At 62.3% G+C, this 17,031-nt stretch carries 9 protein-coding genes and 1 pseudogene; 4 read left to right on the forward strand and 6 right to left on the reverse strand.

Going from position 1 to position 17,031, the window contains the following annotated elements:
- Window positions 1–405: 405 nt before the first annotated feature.
- Window positions 406–2,508 (reverse strand): penicillin-binding protein 1C, encoded by a 2,103-nt coding sequence (pbpC, locus tag BB934_RS33935; RefSeq protein ID WP_099514175.1) that lies wholly within the window; start codon window positions 2,506–2,508, stop codon window positions 406–408.
- Entirely contained in the window at window positions 2,505–7,547 is a 5,043-nt protein-coding gene (locus BB934_RS33940; protein WP_237050537.1) for an alpha-2-macroglobulin family protein, read from the reverse strand. The genes pbpC and BB934_RS33940 overlap by 4 nt, the downstream gene beginning before the upstream one ends.
- Window positions 7,548–7,640: 93 nt before the next feature.
- On the opposite strand from BB934_RS33940, the gene istA reads away from it, so the two are divergent.
- Together istA and istB are read left to right on the forward strand one after the other, a co-directional pair.
- Window positions 7,641–9,128, forward strand: coding sequence for an IS21 family transposase (istA, locus tag BB934_RS33945; RefSeq protein ID WP_157933989.1), 1,488 nt, complete (start codon window positions 7,641–7,643; stop codon window positions 9,126–9,128).
- Window positions 9,125–9,892, forward strand: coding sequence for an IS21-like element helper ATPase IstB (gene istB, locus BB934_RS33950; protein ID WP_099508287.1), 768 nt, complete (start codon window positions 9,125–9,127; stop codon window positions 9,890–9,892). The genes istA and istB overlap by 4 nt, the downstream gene beginning before the upstream one ends.
- Window positions 9,893–10,020: 128 nt before the next feature.
- Here the strand turns inward: istB and BB934_RS33955 are convergent.
- From BB934_RS33955 to BB934_RS33970, 4 genes and pseudogenes are all read right to left on the reverse strand, one after another.
- A pseudogene (locus BB934_RS33955) lies at window positions 10,021–10,527 on the reverse strand (adenylate/guanylate cyclase domain-containing protein); the annotation flags it as partial.
- A gap of 210 nt (window positions 10,528–10,737) precedes the next feature.
- The gene (locus BB934_RS33960) at window positions 10,738–12,399 is read right to left on the reverse strand and encodes a tannase/feruloyl esterase family alpha/beta hydrolase (protein ID WP_099514177.1); all 1,662 of its coding nucleotides are present in this window, start codon (window positions 12,397–12,399) and stop codon (window positions 10,738–10,740) included.
- Between the two features lie 43 nt (window positions 12,400–12,442).
- Window positions 12,443–13,570 carry a serine hydrolase domain-containing protein gene (locus BB934_RS33965; protein ID WP_099514331.1) on the reverse strand — a complete coding sequence of 376 codons (1,128 nt, stop codon included), beginning with the start codon at window positions 13,568–13,570 and terminating at the stop codon, window positions 12,443–12,445.
- Window positions 13,571–13,709: 139 nt separating this feature from the next.
- Window positions 13,710–14,654 carry a LysR family transcriptional regulator gene (locus BB934_RS33970; RefSeq protein WP_099514178.1) on the reverse strand — a complete coding sequence of 315 codons (945 nt, stop codon included), beginning with the start codon at window positions 14,652–14,654 and terminating at the stop codon, window positions 13,710–13,712.
- A 163-nt stretch (window positions 14,655–14,817) separates the two neighbouring features.
- On the opposite strand from BB934_RS33970, the gene BB934_RS33975 reads away from it, so the two are divergent.
- Both BB934_RS33975 and BB934_RS33980 read left to right on the forward strand, forming a co-directional pair.
- The gene (locus BB934_RS33975; RefSeq protein WP_257792380.1) at window positions 14,818–15,921 is read left to right on the forward strand and encodes a 4-oxalomesaconate tautomerase; all 1,104 of its coding nucleotides are present in this window, start codon (window positions 14,818–14,820) and stop codon (window positions 15,919–15,921) included.
- Complete coding sequence (locus BB934_RS33980; RefSeq protein ID WP_237050438.1) at window positions 15,914–16,909, forward strand: Bug family tripartite tricarboxylate transporter substrate binding protein; 996 nt, start codon at window positions 15,914–15,916, stop codon at window positions 16,907–16,909. The genes BB934_RS33975 and BB934_RS33980 overlap by 8 nt, the downstream gene beginning before the upstream one ends.
- Window positions 16,910–17,031 lie beyond the last annotated feature (122 nt).

The raw sequence follows: 17,031 nt of genomic DNA on the forward strand, positions 1-17,031 counted from the left end.
CGCATACGGGCGTCTGAGCTCTTCTCCGTGGTTCCAGGGCAGTCTCCTTCAGTGCGGGTCGCCCGAGTTCGGCTCAGTGGAAAGGCGGGGATCCGCGACTTGGCCGCCCCGCCGGACGGCCGACTGGTGATCCTCTCGGGATCTCTGCAACAGCATCCGAGCGTCCTGCAAGAGCTTTTTCTCGTCACTCCCAGCGAGCAACCCATCTGGCCAGCACAGATTATCCCGACGCAGATCACTCCGCCGAGCTCAGACGCCAAGGCTGTGGGGATAGCAGTGCTCCGCGTATCAGGCCGTACACTCTCAATTCTAGTGCTCTTCGAAAATGCAGAACGGGATAAGCCTGTCGAGCATACGATCCAGTTGCCCTAGGCCTGCCTCTGGAGGCGATAGGTCCTACATGGCCTACTCCAGCCGCACCACGATACTGTCCGTGGCGCCTCTCGCGTCGATCACGGAAAGGCGAACGAAGCCGGCCCCCTCCGGTTGCCAGAATGCCTCGCGTCGCAGGGTGCCGATCTCCACAGGAGCGCCATCCACCATCCAGGTTAGAGGGGGAACCCCGCCTGACACCTTGAGGACTAGGCTGCCCCTCTCATCTGACGGATGCGAGAGGCCAAGATCGACCCGCGATCCGTCAAGTGGGAACGCAATTTTGAGAGGCGCCTGTACGGTCGAGGCGATCGTCTTCGGCACATCTTGGCGGATATGGCGCAGGGGCGGCGGCAGGGTGGCGGTCGTGGCCTGCAAGGCGTAGGGAGGTACCGCCAAGGCTCCCGGCTCGACACCGAGACGGGCGTAGGCATCGAACAGGATTGGCGCCGCGATCAAGCGGCCGACGAGACCAGGTACAGCCGTGCCGTCTGGCCGGCCAACCCAAACTCCTATCGTGAACCGCCGGTCATATCCGACGGCCCAAGCATCGCGATAGCCGTACGACGTGCCAGTCTTGAAGGCAATCCGTCCGGCAAGCGCATTGTCCGGTGGTGGAGCTCCTCGCAGGATGTCGAAGACGTACCACGCTGAGACAGGGTCGACGATGCGTCGCCCCTGCGTCGATGCCGCTGGCTCACCGGTATAGCGCACGAGATGTGGCATCTCCCCGCCTCTCGCGAGGCCACTATAGAGTCGTGTCAGGTCAGTTAGCGTAATGCCGAGGCCGCCGAGGCCGACAGCAAGGCCGGGGGCCGCCTCTTTCGGTATCACAATAGCGGTCTCCGTATCCCGCCGACGCGCCAACAAACGGGCCGGCCCGAGTTCGTTTAGGAGTTCGACCGCAGGCAGGTTGAGGGACATCTGCAGAGCCTTGCGTGCTGTCACCGTGCCCTGGAAGGCAAGATCGAAGTTCTCTGGCTGGTAGATCCCATATCGGGAGGGCCTGTCGTCGAGAAGTGTCTCTGGATGGGCCAGACCACCTTCGAAGGCGAGCGCATAAATGAAAGGCTTCAAAGCTGAGCCAGGCGAACGCATTGCGAGCGTCATGTCGATGGCGCCCGCCCGTTCCTTGCTCATGTAATCGGGACTGCCGACTTGGGCACGCACTTCGCCCGTCGCATTGTCGAGCACCAAGATCGCGACGGACAGCTTGGAATCGAGCCTTTCGACCCGCTCTCGCGCCAGTTGCTCAAGGTTTGCCTGCAATCGGGCATCGATGGCGAGTAGATGCGTGTTTGGATCTGGCCGTTCCGCGACAGCAGCCTCTGCCGCATGGGCTGCCAGCATCGGGAAAGGTCGACGGGCGTCAGGCATGGGCGCGGCCTTCGCGGCCTCAGCCTCCGCCGTGGAGATGACGCCACGCTCTCGAGCCCGGTCGAGAACCCGGTTACGGGCAATCAATGCTGCTTGGGCAAAGCGATCCGGACGGCGCGTCTCCGGCGATTGTGGCAGAGCGACGAGAAGGGCAGCCTCACTGAACGATAGGCGCTTCGGCTCGCGTCCAAAATAGGATAGGCTTGCAGCCCGCATGCCCTCGAGATTGCCGCTATACGGTGCCAGCGTGAGGTAAAGACGCAGGATCTCGTTCTTCGAGAGGCGGCTCTCCAGCTGGACCGCCCGGATTATCTGGCGAAGTTTTGCAGAAAGCGTACGCTCATCCCTGGGCTCCAAGAGGCGTGCCACCTGCATGGTCAACGTAGACCCACCGGACACAACCCTGCCGTTGGCGACGAATTGCCCTGCCGCTCTCAGGAGCGCCAGGGGATCGATGCCAGAATGGCGGTCAAACCGCCCATCCTCGTATGCTTTGAGCATGGCGAGATAGCGTGGATCGACATCATCTGTCTCGATCGGAAGGCGCCAGCGGCCCCCTTTCATCGCGAAGGGACGCAGTAACTGCCCATGGCGATCAAGGACCACTGTTGAGCGGTTCTCTACAACGGTCAGATCAAGCGGCCCCAAGCTCTCAGTAGAGTGCCACAGGGCGAGAGCCGGAATGGAAACGACAAGCGCAAGAGTAGTGGCGAGGATAAGTCCCCACTTTGCTTGCTGACGTTGTCGCTTATCCGTCACTGTTGGCGCACCTGCACGACCCCGACGGAACCGAAGCCCGTTCGCCCGTAGCGTTCGGGCCGGTACATGTCCTCAACCTGTGCCGATGGGTGAACATAGGTTCCAGGCGACACGGCACGGACCATGTAGGCGACCGTGAAGAAAGCGGGCTGATCCGGCTTGCGGTCAAAGGCCACGACAAAGCGGTCGTCGCGGTATTCCGTATGCGCCGGCTCCACATCCCGCTTGAGCCAGGAAAGGTTTGCCACCGTATCGCTGTCCACAAGCTTCGGATTATCGATCTCAAACCCTGCAGGCAAACGGTCGACCAACAGCAAGCGTGCCTCCTTCGCCTCTGCTTCAGTGACTTTCAGTACCACCACGAGGCGCTCGTTCTGCGGCACGGAAGTGAACTGGACCTCGCTGCCGTCGAGCCTGTAATAGCTCCGTTCCACCGTATAACCGTGTGACAGAGCGGGCTCAGGCTCAACCGGATTTCCGGCCACGGTCACAACCGCTTGGACCGGGGTGCGTCCGGCATTGGCGAGGCTAATTGAGGCGCTATCGAGCACGGCATCCTTGTAGGTGCGGTAAAACGCTCCGCGATGCTCGGCGCCATCGACCGTAAGGACGACATTTTCCGCACCGCGATCCATCGCCTGCGCGGCCATGACCAGCCAGGCGTCCTCCTGCGTGCTGGTCCGCCGGGTGCCCCGTTCCTCATCGATCACTCGTGCGACCGGCTGCATGATCGCCGGCAAGTTACTCGCCTCCGAAGCAAGGGCCAGGAGCCCTGCCCCATCCCGCAAGCGTGAGCCATAATCTGGACGGTAACTCCCGGTATCTTGAGCACTCTGCAAGAGATCAACAGCAGCCAAGAAAGCCTTCTGAGCTCTGGCACCATCGCCAAGCAAAGCGAGCGCCGCACCAATCTGACCACGTGAGAGGGGTGACGCAAACTCATCGATCTTCGTATCGGCGAGATAACGAAGATCTCCCATGACCGGGCGGCCGTTACGGGCCAGCACATAAGCCGCATAGGCGAGACTGGCTGCATTTTCCTCCACCTGGGTCGTGTTGGCGACGAAATTACGCAACCTGTCGAGGGCGAGGTTGAATGCCACTTGCGGCACCGTGAAGCCCCGCTCCCGCGCTCGGGTCAGGAAGTCGCTGGTGTAGGCATCCAGCCACAGATCGTCACCGCCAACAGACCAGAGGCCGAATGACCCGTTGGAGGCCTGCCGCGCCAGAACGCGTTCGATCGCCTGCCGAACTCTTTCATCGGCTGTAGCATCGAGAGAGAGGTTCTCCTCCTCGGCAAGTCGATTGACATAGAGCAGCGGCAAGGCCCGGCTCACGACCTGCTCCGTGCAGCCGTAAGGATAGCGGTCGAGGGCTTTGAGAAGGCCCGGCACGTCGAGGCTCGCAAGCGGCGAGACTGAGACGGAGACTGTTCCGGTGCCTGCGAGGATATCAGCGACGAGATCCTTCGAGATAGTGAGTCTCCCTCCCGGAGCCATCGTCTGCACAGTTCGCCTTGCAAGGGCTCCAGTCCCGGGCTGGATAGCAATAGCAAAGCTCTGCCTCAGCTCCTGGATATCTGGGCCCTTGAGGACGACGTCGATTTCCGCCGTCCCCTGACCGCCTGCAGTGACCGGAATGATGAGGCTGTCCTTTGCCTTTGCTTCGAGCTTGATGGTGGAGCTCAGGGCATCCGCCGCTACGATGATCGGGCCGCGGATGTCGAGATCGAACGTGTAATCTCCAGTCGGCCCCTCCACGTTGTCGATCTGCATGAAGAAGCGAGAGCGGTCGCCGACGGACAGGAAACGGGGGAGCGTACCTGTCAGCACGACGGGGTCGCGGACGATCACGTCTGCGCTCGAACTGCCAACGCGGCCCTTCGTCCAGGCGACAGCCATGACCCGCACGGTACCGTTGAAGGCAGGGAGATCGAAATTGATGTCGGCAGAGCCATCTGGCTCCACCTTCACCACACCTGAGAAGCGTGCCAGCGGCTCCTGGGTCGGCGGGATGCCGTCGAGGGCCTTCGGCTCCATGTCGCCGCCCGAACGGATGGCCCCGCGGGTGCCCTGCATGCCGTCGATAAGATAGCCGTAGAGATCCCGGATCTCAGAGGAGAGTTGCTTCTGACCGAAGAAATAGGTTGTTGGGTTCGGCGCCTCATAACGCGTGAGGTTGAGGATTCCCACGTTGACCGCCGCGACGGTGATCCGCGCTTCCTCGCCTGGTGCCAGCCCGGCAACCTTGATCGGCATGGTCAAACTTCCCCGAGGTCGGGCACTACTCGGGGCGTTCAGGCTCACTTGGAGGTTTCGAGCGTCACGGTCGACTTCGAACCAGGCTGTACCCAACGACCGTCCGGGCATCCGCTTCGCTGCCTGATCAAGGGGGCGATGTGCTATGGCAATGACGTAAGCCCCCGAACCCCAAGAGGGCTGTACAGGCAGGCTGACATTCGTGCCTTCCGCTGCCACATCGACCACGCGGATGTCGTGCACCCGGTCGCTGACGACAGCCAGCGTCGCTTTGCCCTTGAAACGCGGGTTGAGGCGCAGCTGCATGGGTTCGCCGGCGCGATAGCTCGCCTGGTCGAGGCTCATATCGAGAAGGTCTGGCGTGTCGGCCGTCTGGTCTCCGGACCAGCCCACCGTGAAGGACAGACTGGTCTGCCCGGTTTCGCCGAGGTCGGGGGCACTCACGTCAAGCCTGTAGGTGCCCCACTCTACGGGAACCGAAATACGCCCTGACGTATCGGCGGTTACATTGATACGCCCATCTGTCACGCGGCGTGTTGCTTTGACCGGCTCGTAACCCCAGCGCCCATCGGAATTGTACCACTGATAGCGTCGTTCGATCTTATACAGGCTCCAGGTGACGTTGCCGCTGGCAAGTCGCTTGCCCGTCGGATCTGCAAGAACGACATCGAAGGTGGCGTTCGCCCCCTCCCCGAGCTGTCCGGCAAAATTCTTACGTACGGCCACCACCGGACCCTTCGGCAGGATCGGCAGCGTCAGGCTGCGCTCCACTGCCCGTCCCCCAGCCTCAGCCACGCGTAAGGTGAACCTCGCCTCGGTCGGGCGCGGTGCCGCCATGTCCTGCACCGGGATCTGAAGATTGGCACGTCCCTGTGCATCCGTCGTGGCACTCTGCTCGATCTCTGCCGTGGAAGCATCGACCGTCTCGTCGTCGAGGCCGGTCGTGTAGCCCTCAAGCCCCTTGATGCCGCTCGCGGATGCCGCTGCGACCGTGACCTCGCCGCTAACCGAGAGTCCTGCCCCGGGAGCGCCGTAGAGATATCGCGCCGCCAAATCGATGGGAGCCGGCTGTCCCGGCCGCAGAGCATCCACCTTCGGCGTAAGGGTCAGTTCCAGCCGTTCGGGCACGTAATCTTCGACCAGGAAACTTGCGTCACCAACCGATGAACCCTTGGGATCGGTATAGGCGGCGATCCGCCAGGTGCCACGTAGGGATCCCGGCAGGATGGGGATTGATAAGGCGCGGCCGCCAAGGCCTTGGTCCTCGACCAAAGCTCGACGGTACTCGACGCCGTCGGGTCGCCGCACCACGATGGTCAGTGGCACTCCTGGGACTGCGGCGCCCTTCGCGTCCCGCAGGAGCGCTGACAACGCCACAGTCTCGCCGGTCCGGTAAACGCCGCGCTCCGTGTAGAGGTAGGCATCGACAGCGCCGGACGCAGCCCGTCCCTTCACACCCCGGTCGGTCAGATCGAACGCCGCGGTGCCGAGGTCGAGGAAACCATAATCGACCCCCTCCGTCGCTACCACGAGGCCCGGTGCAAGCCCGCCCTCGCCTCTGGCGAGACCCGGATCGAAGACGGCGACCCCCATGGCGTCGGTCTTCTTCGTCGACAAAACCTCGTTGTTGCGGGCGACCAGCCTCACCTCCACGTTAGCACGTGGTTCGGCGCCAGCGAGCGATCGCACGAAGACCTGCACGCCACCCTTGCCGGTGAAGGCCGTCAGACCGAGGTCGGACACCACGAACCATTGCGTGGCGATATTCTCGTAGCCCTCGGCGCTTTCGTTATCTGTCGCCGTGCCGTCATGAGGCTTCGCGGTCATCACGTAGACGCCAGGCTCGAGCTTGCCGACCGCCTCCATGACCGGGAAGGCCGTGACCACGTCCCGATTGAGAGCGGAGCCCGTATCGAGCGTGCCGTTCCAGATCTTTAAGCCCTTGTCGCGAGCAATTTCGGCGGCGGAGTAGCGGGTGAGCTGTCCAAGAAAATCGTAGGACCGCACGGTCGGCAGAAGGTTGCGGTCGCCAATCCGATAGACCTCGACATCGACTTTGTACGTGTTCACCGACACGACCGGGATGCCTTCCTGCCCCGTGCTCGGCAGCACGTAATTGCGACCGGTAAAACGGGCTTGGGGCGCACGGTCCCGAACATAGACCTCGTAATCCGCCGCCTTGATCAGGCTCTCTCCCACAGCCGACGGCAGTCCTTGCCGGAGGACGATGGCGTAGCGCTCACTGTGTTTCAGACCATCGACGCAGAGCTGTTGTCCCTCGGCTGATACTGCCGCATTGGCGTTGCCAGAGACAGCCACGTAGGGAGCAAAATCCACCTTGCCGGCCGTCAGCGGATCGGAGAACTGGAAGCAAACACGGGGCGAAGCCGAGTCGGAGTCCACCTTGAAGTCAGTCACCCTGAAGCCGTGCTCCTCGCGGAGTTGCTCGTAGGTCGAGCGTACATCAGGATTATCTTGAAGTTTTAAGCTCGCCGCATAGGCGTTGAGAGATGGACGCCACGCCTGCTGGGCCGCATAGACCTCGCCAAGAAGCGCAAGAGACATAGCCTCGTCGTTAGGTGTCCTTGCGCGTTGGTAAGCGGCATATGCTGCCGCGGCCTGACGCTCCTGCAGCTTGTAGCGCTCATCCCAGTTATTGCCTGGATTGATCGCGAGCGCCGCTCTGGCATAGCTGTACCAGCCCGCTGCATTGTCAGGCTCCACAGCAATGGTGGCAGCGAAGAGATCCAATGTGAGAACGGCGGTGCAAAATTTGACCACGGTAGCGGCGGGATAGACCCGCTGCGGGCGGCGCAAAAGTCGTCCACCTATTCCCTTTCTGCCGGTTGCAGGGAGGGCTGGGGGATTTTCACCGTGGAACTTTACCGGAAGGTTCGGCTGGCGTGCTCTGAAGGCATGAGCCAGCGCGAGGCGGCGAAGCATTTCAACATATCGCGCGACAGCGTTCGCAAGATGATGGCCTATGCGGAGCCGCCCGGCTATCGGCGTCATGCTCCTGTCCGGCGCCCGAAGCTGGAAACGTTCGTCCCGATCATCGATGCCTGGCTGGAGGGCGATCGGTCGGTTCACCGCAAGCAACGCCATACGGCGAAGCGGGTGTTTGACCGGCTCCGGGAGGAGCATGGGTTCACCGGCGGCTATACGACGATCAAAGACTACATCCGCGAGCGCGAGCGGCGATGCCAGGAGATGTTTGTGCCGCTGTCGCACCCACCCGGCCATGCGCAGGCCGACTTCGGGGAGGCGGTGGTCGTGATCGGCGGGGTGGAGCAGAAAGCGCATTTCTTCGTGCTTGATCTTCCGCACAGCGATGCGTGTTTCGTCCGGGCCTATCCCGCGGCTGTGTCTGAGGCCTGGGTGGACGGCCACATCCAGGCCTTTGCCTTCTTCGGTGCGGTGCCGCAGTCGGTGCTCTATGACAATGACCGCTGCCTGGTGGCAAAGATCCTGCCGGACGGGACGCGCAAGCGGGCGGCGTTGTTCAGTGGTTTCCTGTCGCACTACGTGATCCGGGATCGCTACGGTCGTCCGGGCAAGGGGAACGACAAAGGGAATGTGGAGGGCCTCGTCGGTTATTCCCGTCGCAACTTCATGGTGCCAATCCCGAACTTCCCGAGCTGGGAGACCTTCAACACCTGGCTGGAGGGGCAATGCCGCAAGCGGCAGGATGACAAGCTGCGGGGGCCGGCCGAGACGATCGGCCAGCGCCTGCAGCGGGATACCGCGGCCATGCGTCCCCTGCCGGCCTCGCCATTTGAGGCCTGCGATCAGGCCAGCGGGCGCGTCTCATCGCAGTCGCTCGTGCGCTACAAGACCAACGACTACTCGGTGCCCGTGGCCTGGGGCCATCAGGATGTCTGGATCCGGGGCTATGTCGACGAGGTGGTGATCGGCTGCCGCAGCGAGGTCATTGCGCGCCATCCCCGCAGCTACGAGCGGGAAGAGGTGATCTTTAATCCGCTACATTACCTCCCGTTGATCGAGAACAAGATCAACGCACTCGATCAGGCCGCTCCTTTGCAGGGATGGGACCTGCCCGAGGAGTTCGCGACCTTGCGCGGCTTGATGGAAGTCCGCATGAACAAGCAGGGCCGGCGCGAATATGTGCAGGTGCTGCGGCTGCTGGAACTCTTCAATCTCCCGGATCTCCATGCTGCGGTGAAGCAGGCCCTGCAGATGGGGGCGATCGGCTTCGATGCGGTCAAGCATCTGGTCCTGTGCCGGGTGGAGCGCAGACCGCCGCGGCTGGACCTCGATGTTTACCCCTATCTGCCGAAAGCCAGGGTCGAGAAGACATCGGCGGCGGCCTATATGTGCCTGATCTCGGAGGATGCCGCATGAGCGCTGAAGCTCCCGAGATTTTGCTCGCCCACCACCTCAAGGCGCTCAAACTGCCCACATTCCTGCGCGAGCACCAGAAGCTGGCCCGCCAATGCGCCACCGAGGGGCTTGACCATGTCCGCTTCTTGGCCCGGCTCGTGGAGATGGAGCTGATCGACCGCGAGCGGCGGATGGTCGAGCGGCGCATCAAGACCGCGAAGTTCCCGGCCGTCAAAAGCCTCGACAGCTTCGACTTCGCCGCCATCCCGAGACTGAACAAGATGCAGGTCCTAGAGCTGGCGCGTGGCGAGTGGATCGAGCGGCGCGAGAATGTCATTGCCCTCGGCCCCTCCGGCACCGGCAAGACCCATATCGCCCTGGGGCTCGGGCTGGCCGCCTGCCAAAGGGGACTGTCCGTCGGCTTCACCACAGCCTCTGCCCTGGTCAGCGAGATGATGGAGGCCCGTGACGAGCGCCGCCTGCTTCGTCTCCAGAGGCAGATGGCCGGATACAAGCTGCTGATCATCGACGAACTGGGCTTCGTGCCCCTCTCGAAGACCGGGGCGGAGCTGCTGTTCGAGCTGATCTCGCGACGCTACGAACGCGGCGCCACCCTCATAACCAGCAATCTGCCCTTTGACGAATGGACCGAGACCCTTGGCTCAGAACGCCTTACGGGCGCACTTCTCGACCGACTGACCCACCATGTCAGCATCCTCGAGATGAACGGCGAGAGCTACCGTCTTGCTCATAGCCGATCGCGCAAACGGCAAACATCGTCCTGAAATCAACCCGATGACAATTGGCCCAGGGGGCCAATGCGCCATGGCACGCGCCAGCTATGTGGTCAGCGCGCCCGCCACTGGCCCAGTTTTGCGCCGCCCCGTGGTCGACTTTTGAACCGCCGTTGACACACTGGCCGTTGCATGTTCTTGAGCGCGCGCTCGCCGAGGTACTCGAAGTCACACTCTAGCTTGCCCTGGAGATGATCGTAGGCCGTACCGGAAATGCACACGCCTCCGGGATCTGCCAGGGTCTGGAGGCAGGCCGCGATGTTGACCCCGTCGCCGTAGAGATCCCCGTCGTTCTCGTGAACCACGTCGCCCAAATTAATGCCGATGCGGAAGACGATCTATCGCTCAGTTGGGGCATCCACCTGCTTCGCGGCAACGGCCTTTTGAACAGCAACGGCACAGGCCACCGCATCGACAACCGAGCCGAACTCGGCGAGTGCCCCGTCTCCCATCAGCTTGACAATACGACCATGATGCTCGGCCAGCAGCGGATCGACAACCTCTCGGCGGAGAGCCTTTAGGGCCGACAGCGTCTCAGCCTCGTCCTGCTCGACAAGGCGGGAATAGCTGACGACATCCGCGGCGAGGATCGCCGCCAGCCGCCGCTCCACCCAAGAAGTCGCCATGGCTGCCTCTCCTTCGGGAGGTCGGCCGAAGGGGTCGCTCGCAATCGATGCGCCCCATCAGGTTACCCGATATCACAACAGCGTCAGGTCAGGATATCACTGAGGCAGTCCGGTGGCGACGCTTCGCCGGAGGCTCTCGCACAAGTGGAATTTTCCCCATGCAGACTTGAGGGGCTGGGCAGTGACCTCACGTCGTCTGCGTCATGGTCCTTACTCTGAGGCGCAGGAAAAGCTGGATGCGCTGTTGATGTCCCCGGATTTCTTGTACTTGGGCCACGTGGGATACTCGCAGAGTGGGCGCGTCCGCCCCTTGGTCGCCGTCTTCGTCGCATCGACGACGATAGGCGCAGTCGGGGGAACTCCGTTCTCAACCCAGTTGTCCAGCGCGGTCAGGTTGTCCCAAGTCGGCGAAAACTTGCCGCCGCCGTGGGCCAGGCCGGGAATGAGATAGAACCTCATGAACCCGTCCACCTGTTTCGTGCCCATCTTGGCAACGACACTCTTGTAGAGGCTCGCGTTCACGAAGGGGCTCACGCTGGGGTCGTCGTTACCTTGAACCCAAATGATCTTCCCGCCCCGTGCGCGGAACCGTTCGAAGTCCGATTTCGTGGCTCCGATCTGCTCGGACAGTTGTACGATCCTGTCCTTGAGCGGTCCGGGATTCATGATGTCAAAGGCCAGCAGGCTGAAATCGCCCCGGCGGGCAACAAAACTCTGCATGAACTCATGGGCCCGGCTCGAGTGGTGCGCGTTCGGGCCCGACACGGGCGGCTCGCGGTAGGCAGGCTGCGAGCCGAGTTGCATCGTGATTCCCTCGAGGCTGTTGTAGCCTTGGTAGTTGTCGATGCCGTCGGCGAGCTTGTACGGCAGGGAGTAGCCTTTGTGGTAGATGTTGATCGTCCGCTCGATCTGGGCCGTGGTGAGACAATGCTCGGGATGGCCCGTCTCGCCGTTCTTGCACCTCAAGCCCTCGATGAAGGTATCCGCCCGGCCGCGGCAGGCGTCCAGATTGCTGACCAGCCCGTCGGCGGCGCCATCAAGCGCGTCGCAGGCCTCAGCGGCATCCGCGGCAATCCTGTTGACGAGGCCCGGCGGAATCCACCCGGCCGAATTGTCGTCATAGACCGCGCGAGCCAATGCAGCTCCCCAAAGCCTAAGACCCACGAAACTGGCTGTGGGATAATTGCTGAGAATCCCGTCATAAGCCTCGGGCCACCGCATCGCTGCCGTCAGTCCCTCCCGTCCGCCCGTGGAACCGCCCGAAAAATACACACGTCGCGGCGTGGACCCGTAACGTGATTTCGCGAGGTACTGGGCCACATCCAGCGTCTTCTTAATATGCATGTAGCCATAGTTTAACATGGCCTCATCGTTCATGCCGAACGAAGCGTCATCGGCGTTCGGCGCCTGATGTCCCGAGTCGCTGGCGAAGGTTATGTAGCCTTGAGCAAGCGGTGTCGGAACGGTGTCCAGGCCGAGGGTAGGCTTCGTGAGGGTATCGGGGATGCTGCCGTTGTAGCCTCCGCCTCCCATTTGCAGGGCCTTCTTGTTCCAGTGTGTCGGAAGGTTCACTTGCCACAGGATCTTCGGCGCATTCCGGTCGACAGGATCGATGGCTCCCTTCACTTGGCAAAACTCGCCGTTCGAGTTGTCGGCGCGTGCAGCCTCCACGAAGGTTGCATCTGTTACCTCCGCTCCTGACGTTGGAAGACTGATCGCCCCCGCATCGATCTTGAGGCCCGCTAGGCGTTCGCAGTTCTCCTTGCCCCCGGACGATGCGGTGGCGGCAGAAGCCGTTCCCGCGCTGCCGCAAATGAATGCGGCCCCGAGAGCAGCGGCAGATGTCCATCGTATGACGGTCTTGGTTGGCACGTTGTTCCTCCTGAGTTCCTTTGTGGCCGTGATCGGCTTCAGATCATTTCCTACGTGCCGCGACGACGAGGTCTGCGACCTTGAGGAATTCGGTGGCCGACACCTTCGGGGGCTCGAATTTTGTCTCTCCGAGGTTGCGGGCGACGGAGAATTCATCCGTCACAGCGCGCCTGTGGACGATGACGGTATCGATTGCAGGCAGGACCAGGATGAACTGGCCGAAGTTCCCGTTTGCTAAAAACGAGCCAGCCCATTCGGGAGAGGTGCGATTTTCCGGGATCCACCAAAGATAGCTGTAGCCGAGCGGACCCTTGTCGGCCATGTCGCTCGCATTGACGCGGAGTTGCGTGCTTTCGGCGATCCACGGCGCAGGGATGACCTGCTGCCCGTACCACTGGCCCTTATTGGCCATGAGGACACCAAGGCGTGCCATATCCCGCCCCGACAGGAAGAGATGATAGGCCAAATAGCGTGACTGGTTCTGATAGCCCATCATGCGTTGGCGGGACGGATCGTAGTCCTGCATCTGGAGCGGCGCTGCGAGATCCTCGCCGAAAGCTTGAAAGACTGTCTTGCCGGTCAGCTTCTCGAAGATGGCGCCGAGGACGTTGAAGTCCCAGTTGTTGTAATGAAAGTACGTGCCCGGCTGCTTTGAACCACGTGGAGGCGTTGTTTCGTCTCCTCCAGGACTTCCAGCCGGGTGATAGACACCTGAACTGCTGATGAGGAGGTCGCGGACCCGCGCTGTCTTCTCGATCGGGAGAAGACCCTTATCCTCTTCGATTCCGAGCTCCTCGATCGTGCGATCGAGGTTGATCGTGCCGTTTGCCACATACTTCCCGTAGAGCATGGACAGGATGCTCTTCCGTGCGGAGGCCAGATAGCTCACCTGCGCCGTGAAGCCGTAGCGGTACACCACCTTGCCGGAGGTCACCACCATGAGCGAAGTCGTCGGCAGCGCGTAGATGCTTCGCTCCACAGCGGTCAGACCCTCGCGTGTGAAACCGGCTGCCTCCGGTGCCAGGGCTTCCCAATCCTTGCCTGGAGGTACGGAAGATGGTGCGGACTGAGCCCGAGCTGTCGTGGCTGCGGCCGAGACACTGAAAGCTGGTAGTCCGAGTGCGAGCCCTTGCGTGATGGCCCGACGGGTCAGCGAGATTTTATCCGTCATTTTGAGCATTTCCCTTAGTTCACGGCCGAGGCGGTACTTTTCGCCACCCACAGCCTATGAACGAGAATGCTCATAGTTAAATGCAAAGATCGGGCCGTTTATTGCAGAACATGCATCAAGCGAACACGCCGCTGCGTGATCAATCGCTTCCTGCGGTCAGGCGTGCCGATCGGCGTTCCGCCTCGGTTGAGCTTTTCCAAGTACCAAGAAGCATCTCGAGAAAACGTTCTGCTGCGGGCGCAAGACGACCGCCTCGCCGCCGCACCACGCCGATCGTGCGTGACACTTCCGGGTTCCGGATCGGTCGCGTGACGATGATGGGATGATCTCCCTGGGGTGTTGCGAGCTTCGGCAGGACCGAGATGCCGAGCCCAGCCTCCACGAGACCCAGGGATGTCGACAGGTGGGTCACCTCATAGGACCAACTCAGGCTTACACCGGCTCGCACGAGTGCTGCATCCAGCATGATGCGGTTGCCGCTGGTCCGGCTCACGGCCACAAGCGGCTGGCCCTCGAGATCCGACCACGCGACAACGTCCCGTTGGGCCAGCGGGTGGTCCCGTCGGCAAGCCAGGACAAAGGGATCCTCGATCAGGGGCTCGAACGACAGCTCCGGATCGGACGAGCCGAGAAGGTTGATGCCGAACTCGACCTCGCCACGTGCCACGCTCTCCAAGCCCTCGTTCGCGGACAGGTCCAGGATCCTGAAGCGGATGTTCGGGTACTGCTCGTTGAACCGTGCGATGACAGACGGCAGGAAGTAAAACGCCGCCGTCGGCACACAAGCGAGCGAGATCAAACCCCGCCGTTGTCTGCCGACATCCCGCATCGCGAACAGCGACGAGTCGAACTCGTCGAGCATCCGTCGGACAAGCGGCAGGAACTCCCGTCCGACGGTCGTCAAGGCCACGCGCCGGGTCGTGCGCTCCAGCAGCGCTGCTCCAACCGCGGCCTCCAGCTTCTGGATGCGCCGGCTGAGCGCCGGCTGCGACAGGTTCAAGGCCTCGGCCGCGCGATGGAACCCCTCAAGGTCCACGACTGCAACAAAGGCACGCAAGTCAAGGGATTCGAAATTGATGCTCATCACGCATTAATAGCACCGATCTTTGCATTTCACAGCAAGTTCTAGATCTGAGATGGTTAATAACCAATTCGAACCGACGGATTTTTGGTACAATACCAGGCAATTCAAACCGATTGGACCTGCCGCTGTGCAAACGATACTTGCCACTCCGAATGACCGTTCTCTGCGGGTTCCATGCGTGCTAATGCGAGGCGGGACATCGCGAGGTCCCTTCTTCCTTGAGGCAGATCTTCCTAGTGACCTGAGGGAACGAGAACGCTTCTTGATTGCGGCTCTTGGCTCTCCTCACGTGCTCCAAGTGGATGGCATCGGCGGCGGCAACCCGCTGACCAGCAAGGTCGCGATCGTCAGCGCCTCGTCACAGCCGGGAGCAGACGTCGACTACCTCTTCGCGCAGGTCGCAACCGACCGAGCCTCCGTCGACTTCAGCCCGAATTGCGGCAACATGCTTTCCGCCGTTGGCCCTTTCGCGATTGAGGCTGGGCTGGTGCGTTCCCAGATCGGCGAAACGACCGTTAGGATTTTCAACCGCAACACCTCGACCACTGTGGAAGCCGTGGTCCAGACCCCGGCCGGCGCCGTGGAGTACGAGGGCGAAACCGCCATCGACGGCGTGCCCGGCACGGCTGCTCCGGTTAAGCTGACGTTCCTGGACGCCGTCGGCTCCAAAACCGGCATGTTCCTGCCTACTGGACACGTTCGCGAGTTCATCGAGAACACGCCAGTCACGCTCATCGACTACGCCATGCCGATGGTGCTGCTCAGGGCATCCGATCTGGGGATCTCCGGGGACGAAGCTCCCGATCAACTCGAGACCAACCAAGTCCTCCTGGCGCGCCTGGAGGCGATCCGGCTGGAGGCGGGACTGCGCATGGGCCTCGGCGACGTGTCGGGCAGCGTCGTGCCGAAGCTCGCGATCCTGTCCCAGGCCCGTCACGGCGGGACGATCACGTCCCGCTACTTCATGAACTCCCAACGCTGCCACAAGGGCCACGCGGTCACCGGCGCCTTGTGCATCGCCGCGGCCTGCCGCCTGCCCGGCAGCGTCGCGCACGACCTCGCCACTCCCAGCCTCACGTCATTGGTGCACCTCGAGCACCCAAGCGGCCGAACCGAGATCGACCTGAGCTTCGACGCCTCCGGTCATGTCTCACGGGCAAGCCTCGTCCGCACCGCCCGCAGAATCTTCGAGGGAAACGTCATCGTCCCGGCAAGCGCTGTCGCTGCGCCTCTGGAAGGGATACAACAAGGAGGAAACCATGCCTAAGACCATCACACGCCGACTGCTCAGTTGCGCACTCCTGGCGGCATCGACGGCGCTCGCCACACCCTTCGGCGGCGCGATCGCGCAGGACAGCTTCCCGGTGCGGCCGATGAAGCTCGTTGTCCCGTATGCCGCCGGTGGCGGGACCGACGCGATCGCGCGCCTCGTCGCCCAGGGTGTCGGCGAGAAGCTCGGACAGAGCCTGATCGTCGAGAACAACGGCTCCGCCGGCGGCAACGTTGCCACCCAGCAGGCAGCGAAGGCCGAGCCGGACGGCTACACCGTCCTGATGGCCAATCAGGGACCGATGGTGGTCAACCCCCACCTGTTCAAGAACGTCAAGATCGACCCCTTGACCGCGTTCGACCCGATCACGCTCATCACGGCGGCGCCACTCGTCGTGGTGGTGCCGAAGAACTCGGAGCACAAGACGATCAAGGAACTGATCGAGCACGCCCAGAAGAACCCCGGCAAGCTGACCTACGGTTCGGCCGGCAACGGTTCGGCGAGCCATCTTGCCACCGTCCTGCTCGCCCAGGTCACGAACTTCCAGGCTACTCACGTGCCGTACCGCGGCGCAGGACCGGCCTTGAACGACCTCCTCGGCGGCCGCATGGACTTCATGGTGACCACCGTACCGTCCGTTCTCGGTCTCATCGAGAGTGGTGACGTGAAGGTTCTCGCAGTCACGAGCAAGACCAAGACGAAGAAATTCCCGGAGGTGCCCTCCGTGGCGGAAAGCGGCTGGCCGACCTACGAGGCGACCGCCTGGTACGGGTTCGCCGTTCCGAAGGGAACGCCGAAGGACATTGCCGACAAGATCCGCAAGGCAACCATCGAGACAATCACCACGGGGGTCGTGCGGGAGCGGCTCGAGAACGAAGGCGCGGAGCCGATCGGCAACAATCCCGAGGAGTTCGCCACGATGATGAAGGCGGAGTCCGCGCGCTGGGCCGAGATCGTCAAGAAGGCATCGATCTCCGTCGACTGACCGACGGCCTGAGAACAACTCCGCCCGGCGCTTTCGACCGAAGCCGCCGGGCGGGGATCGCAAGCCGGAACGGAAGACCGGGATCGGCACACTGACGGTCTCCCGAGGCGGTTCGACGATCC

The sequence above is a fragment of the Microvirga ossetica genome (assembly GCF_002741015.1).
GTDB classification, from domain to species: domain Bacteria; phylum Pseudomonadota; class Alphaproteobacteria; order Rhizobiales; family Beijerinckiaceae; genus Microvirga; species Microvirga ossetica.

Coding starts and splice junctions, on each gene's coding strand:
- istB (WP_099508287.1), top strand. CDS start 9,125: ATGAGCGCTGAAGCTCCCGAGATTTTGCTCGCCCACCACCTCAAGGCG.
- BB934_RS33965 (WP_099514331.1), bottom strand. CDS start 13,570: ATGACGGATAAAATCTCGCTGACCCGTCGGGCCATCACGCAAGGGCTC.
- BB934_RS33970 (WP_099514178.1), bottom strand. CDS start 14,654: ATGAGCATCAATTTCGAATCCCTTGACTTGCGTGCCTTTGTTGCAGTC.
- BB934_RS33980 (WP_237050438.1), top strand. CDS start 15,914: ATGCCTAAGACCATCACACGCCGACTGCTCAGTTGCGCACTCCTGGCG.